We start from the raw sequence: 5,629 nt of genomic DNA on the forward strand, positions 1-5,629 counted from the left end.
AGTCCTGCCTTACCTTGAAAACGGAATCGGTTTTAAAAAGCTGTATCCGAACGGCGGAGTTGTTGAAGATGAAGTGACGCTTCAGTCTATTAAAATCTATGCCCCGACAGATCAAGAAGGGGAGCAGACAATCAATGTGATTGGAAATGCTTATATTGAAGAAGGCGTTAAAAATATTACACCTTCTGATATTATCTCTTCCATCAGCTATTTCTTTAACCTGCTTCACGGAGTGGGCGATACCGACGATATCGACCATTTAGGAAACCGCCGTCTCCGTTCAGTGGGAGAGCTTCTGCAAAACCAATTCCGTATCGGTTTAAGCAGAATGGAGCGTGTTGTTCGTGAAAGAATGTCTATTCAAGATACAAACACGATCACGCCACAGCAGCTGATCAATATTCGCCCTGTCATCGCATCAATCAAAGAGTTTTTCGGAAGCTCGCAGCTTTCTCAGTTTATGGATCAGACGAATCCGCTTGCTGAGCTGACGCATAAGCGCCGTCTGTCAGCGCTTGGACCGGGCGGTTTGACCCGTGAGCGTGCCGGAATGGAAGTCCGTGACGTTCACTATTCCCACTACGGCCGGATGTGTCCGATTGAAACTCCTGAGGGTCCAAACATCGGTTTGATCAACTCGCTTTCTTCATTCGCGAAAGTGAACCGTTTCGGCTTCATCGAAACGCCGTATCGCCGCGTTGACCCTGAGACTGGAAAAGTAACGCCGAGAATCGATTACTTGACAGCTGATGAAGAAGACAACTATGTCGTTGCCCAGGCTAACGCACGTCTGAATGATGACGGATCTTTTGTGGATGACAGCATCGTCGCCCGTTTCAGAGGGGAGAACACCGTTGTTCCGAAAGACCGCGTCGACTATATGGACGTTTCGCCTAAACAGGTTGTCTCTGCCGCGACTGCATGTATTCCATTCTTGGAAAACGATGACTCAAACCGCGCCCTAATGGGAGCGAACATGCAACGGCAGGCTGTACCTCTTATGCAGCCTGAATCTCCGATCGTCGGAACCGGAATGGAGTATGTATCTGCAAAAGACTCCGGTGCCGCTGTTATTTGCCGCCATCCTGGAATCGTTGAACGGGTGGAAGCGAAAAACATCTGGGTGCGCCGCTATGAAGAAGTCGACGGCCAGAAAGTCAAAGGGAACCTTGATAAATACAGCCTGCTGAAGTTTGTTCGTTCCAACCAGGGAACTTGCTACAACCAGCGTCCGATCGTAAGCGTCGGTGATGAGGTTGTAAAAGGTGAAATTTTAGCTGACGGTCCGTCTATGGAAAAAGGTGAGCTTGCCCTTGGACGCAACGTCATGGTCGGCTTTATGACATGGGATGGCTACAACTACGAGGATGCCATCATCATGAGCGAACGCCTTGTAAAAGACGACGTATACACGTCTATTCATATTGAGGAATACGAATCAGAGGCCCGGGATACAAAACTCGGACCTGAAGAAATTACACGCGATATTCCAAACGTCGGTGAAGACGCTCTTCGCAATCTCGATGAACGCGGAATTATCCGTGTCGGTGCTGAAGTAAAAGACGGAGATCTTCTTGTTGGTAAAGTAACGCCTAAAGGTGTTACAGAGCTTACTGCAGAAGAGCGCCTGCTTCACGCCATCTTCGGCGAAAAAGCGCGTGAAGTCCGCGATACGTCGCTGCGTGTGCCTCACGGAGGCGGCGGTATCATCCTTGATGTAAAAGTGTTCAACCGCGAAGACGGAGACGAACTGCCTCCGGGCGTTAACCAGCTCGTCCGCGTTTACATCGTTCAGAAGCGTAAAATTTCTGAAGGGGACAAAATGGCCGGGCGCCACGGGAACAAAGGTGTTATTTCGAAAATCCTTCCGGAGGAAGATATGCCGTATCTGCCTGACGGAACACCGATTGACATCATGTTAAACCCGCTGGGCGTACCATCGCGTATGAACATCGGGCAGGTGTTGGAGCTGCACCTTGGTATGGCTGCACGCCGTCTCGGTCTGCATGTCGCGTCGCCGGTATTTGACGGTGCCCGCGAAGAAGATGTGTGGGAAACGCTTGAAGAAGCCGGCATGTCAAGGGACGCAAAGACAGTCCTTTACGACGGCCGAACTGGAGAGCCGTTTGACAACCGGGTGTCTGTCGGCATCATGTACATGATCAAATTGGCTCACATGGTTGACGACAAATTGCACGCGCGTTCTACAGGTCCTTACTCACTCGTTACCCAGCAGCCTCTCGGAGGTAAAGCGCAGTTCGGTGGACAGCGTTTTGGAGAGATGGAAGTTTGGGCGCTTGAAGCTTACGGTGCAGCATATACACTTCAAGAAATCCTGACTGTTAAATCGGATGATGTCGTAGGCCGTGTGAAAACATACGAAGCCATCGTAAAAGGCGACAATGTTCCAGAACCTGGTGTTCCGGAATCGTTCAAAGTATTGATCAAAGAGCTTCAAAGCTTAGGTATGGACGTCAAAATCCTATCAAGCGACGAAGAAGAAATCGAAATGAGAGACTTGGAAGACGACGAAGACGCGAAACAAAACGAAGGGCTTTCTCTGCCGAATGATGAAGAGTCCGAAGAATTCGTTTCTGCTGACGCAGAGCGCGATGTCGTCACAAAAGAATAAACGAATTTTATACGCAAGTGACAGGGTATAACCCGAAGATAAAAAGGGAGGTAGGCCCCTTGCTGGATGTGAACAATTTTGAGTATATGAACATCGGTCTCGCTTCACCTGACAAAATCCGTTCATGGTCTTACGGAGAAGTGAAAAAGCCTGAAACAATCAACTATCGTACTTTGAAACCTGAAAAAGATGGTCTATTCTGCGAGCGCATTTTCGGTCCTCAAAAGGACTGGGAATGCCACTGCGGAAAGTACAAGCGGGTTCGTTATAAAGGCGTAGTCTGCGACCGTTGTGGAGTTGAAGTAACCCGGGCTAAAGTCCGTCGTGAGAGAATGGGGCATATCGAGCTGGCAGCCCCTGTTTCTCACATCTGGTATTTTAAAGGAATCCCGAGCCGTATGGGTCTTGTGCTGGATATGTCTCCGCGCGCATTGGAAGAAGTCATTTACTTTGCTTCTTATGTCGTAACAGATCCGGCCAATACACCGCTTGAGAAAAAACAGCTTCTTTCTGAAAAAGAGTACCGGGCGTACCTTGATAAATATGGAAATAAATTCCAAGCATCAATGGGTGCTGAAGCGATTCATAAGCTCCTTCAAGATATCGACCTCGATAAAGAAGTGGATATGCTGAAAGAAGAGCTTAAAACGTCACAAGGACAGCGCCGCACACGTGCGATCAAACGCTTGGAAGTATTGGAAGCATTCCGCAACTCCGGAAATAAGCCGTCCTGGATGATCCTCGACGTTCTTCCGGTCATTCCGCCTGAGCTGAGACCGATGGTACAGCTTGACGGTGGACGTTTTGCAACTTCCGATCTGAACGATTTGTACCGCCGTGTCATCAACCGTAACAATCGTTTAAAACGTCTTTTGGATCTTGGAGCGCCAAGCATTATCGTTCAAAACGAAAAGCGCATGCTTCAAGAAGCCGTGGACGCGCTGATCGATAACGGACGCAGAGGCCGTCCTGTTACAGGTCCGGGAAACAGACCGTTAAAATCCCTTTCTCACATGCTGAAAGGTAAACAAGGCCGTTTCCGTCAAAACCTTCTCGGTAAACGTGTTGACTACTCAGGCCGTTCGGTTATCGTCGTAGGTCCGAACCTGAAAATGTATCAATGCGGTCTTCCGAAAGAAATGGCGCTGGAACTGTTCAAGCCATTCGTCATGAAAGAGCTTGTTGAAAAAGGTCTTGCCCACAACATTAAGAGTGCGAAGCGTAAAATTGAGCGCGTTCAGCCGGAAGTCTGGGATGTCCTTGAATCAGTTATCAAAGAACACCCTGTGCTTCTCAACCGTGCACCTACGCTTCACAGATTAGGTATTCAAGCGTTTGAACCAACGCTTGTCGAAGGCCGTGCCATCCGTCTTCATCCGCTTGTATGTACGGCATACAACGCTGACTTTGACGGTGACCAAATGGCGGTTCACGTTCCTTTATCAGCAGAAGCGCAAGCTGAGGCGCGCATCTTGATGCTTGCCGCACAAAACATCCTGAACCCTAAAGACGGAAAACCGGTTGTTACGCCGTCTCAGGATATGGTGCTTGGAAACTACTATCTGACGCTAGAACGCCCAGGCGCAGTCGGCGAAGGTATGGTTTTCAAAGATACGGATGAAGCGCTTCTTGCGTATCAAAACGGATATGTTCATTTGCATACGAGAGTAGCCGTTGCGGTTAACTCCCTGAAAAATGAAACATTTACCGAAGAACAGCGTTCCAAGCTGCTCGTTACAACTGTCGGAAAACTGATCTTCAACGAGATTCTTCCGCCGTCGTTCCCATACATGAACGAACCGACGAAGAGCAACATTGAAGAAAAAACACCTGACCGTTTCTTCTTGGATTACGGTGCAGATGTTAAAGAAGCCATTAAGAACCAGGAAATCAACCAGCCGTTCAAAAAAGGCATTTTGGGTAAAATCATTGCGGAGATCTTCAAAAGATTCCATATTACAGAAACATCAAAAATGCTTGACCGCATGAAAAACCTTGGATTTAAATATTCGACAAAAGCCGGAATTACGGTCGGTGTTTCCGATATCGTCGTATTGGACGACAAACAGGAAATCCTTGAAGAAGCGCAAGGAAAAGTTGATAACGTCATGAAGCAGTTCAGACGCGGTCTGATTACTGAAGAAGAGCGTTATGAACGGGTCATTTCCATCTGGAGTGCAGCTAAAGATACGATCCAAGGCAAGCTGATGAAATCCCTGGATGAAATCAACCCGATCTACATGATGAGTGATTCCGGAGCCCGGGGTAACGCATCAAACTTTACGCAGCTTGCGGGTATGCGCGGTCTGATGGCCAACCCGGCTGGACGGATCATCGAACTTCCGATCAAGTCAAGTTTCCGCGAAGGTTTAACGGTACTCGAGTACTTTATCTCTACTCACGGTGCGCGTAAAGGTCTTGCGGATACGGCTCTGAAGACAGCCGACTCAGGTTACCTGACACGCCGTCTCGTAGACGTAGCCCAAGACGTCATCATTCGTGAGACTGACTGCGGCACAGACCGAGGCATTCTTGCCAAAGCCATTACGGAAGGCACAGAAGTGATCGAGCGTCTTGAAGAGCGTCTTGTCGGCCGATTCGCGAGAAAACCTGTTAAACATCCGGAAACAGGTGAAGTGCTTGTGGATGAAAATGAGCTGATCGACGAAGATAAAGCGCTCGAAATTGTCGAAGCAGGCATTGAAGAAGTGTGGATCCGCTCCGCATTTACATGTAATACGTCACATGGTGTATGTAAACGATGCTACGGCCGCAACTTGGCAACAGGAACCGACGTCGAAGTCGGGGAAGCAGTCGGAATCATCGCTGCCCAGTCCATTGGTGAGCCGGGTACACAGTTAACGATGCGTACCTTCCATACGGGCGGGGTTGCCGGAGACGATATTACACAAGGTTTGCCGCGTATCCAGGAATTGTGTGAAGCACGAAACCCTAAAGGTCAAGCGACGATCTCTGAAATTGACGGTGTCGTAGCTG

General features: G+C 48.8%; 2 protein-coding genes. Both read left to right on the forward strand.

Annotated elements, in window-relative coordinates:
* Positions 1-2,632 (forward strand): DNA-directed RNA polymerase subunit beta (gene rpoB, locus C1T29_RS00915; protein ID WP_208945589.1); only part of this gene is annotated, 2,632 nt, incomplete at its 5' end.
* A 59-nt stretch (positions 2,633-2,691) separates the two neighbouring features.
* Positions 2,692-5,629 (forward strand): DNA-directed RNA polymerase subunit beta' (rpoC, locus tag C1T29_RS00920; RefSeq protein ID WP_231516530.1); only part of this gene is annotated, 2,938 nt, incomplete at its 3' end.

The organism is Bacillus sp. MBGLi79, from assembly GCF_002953915.1.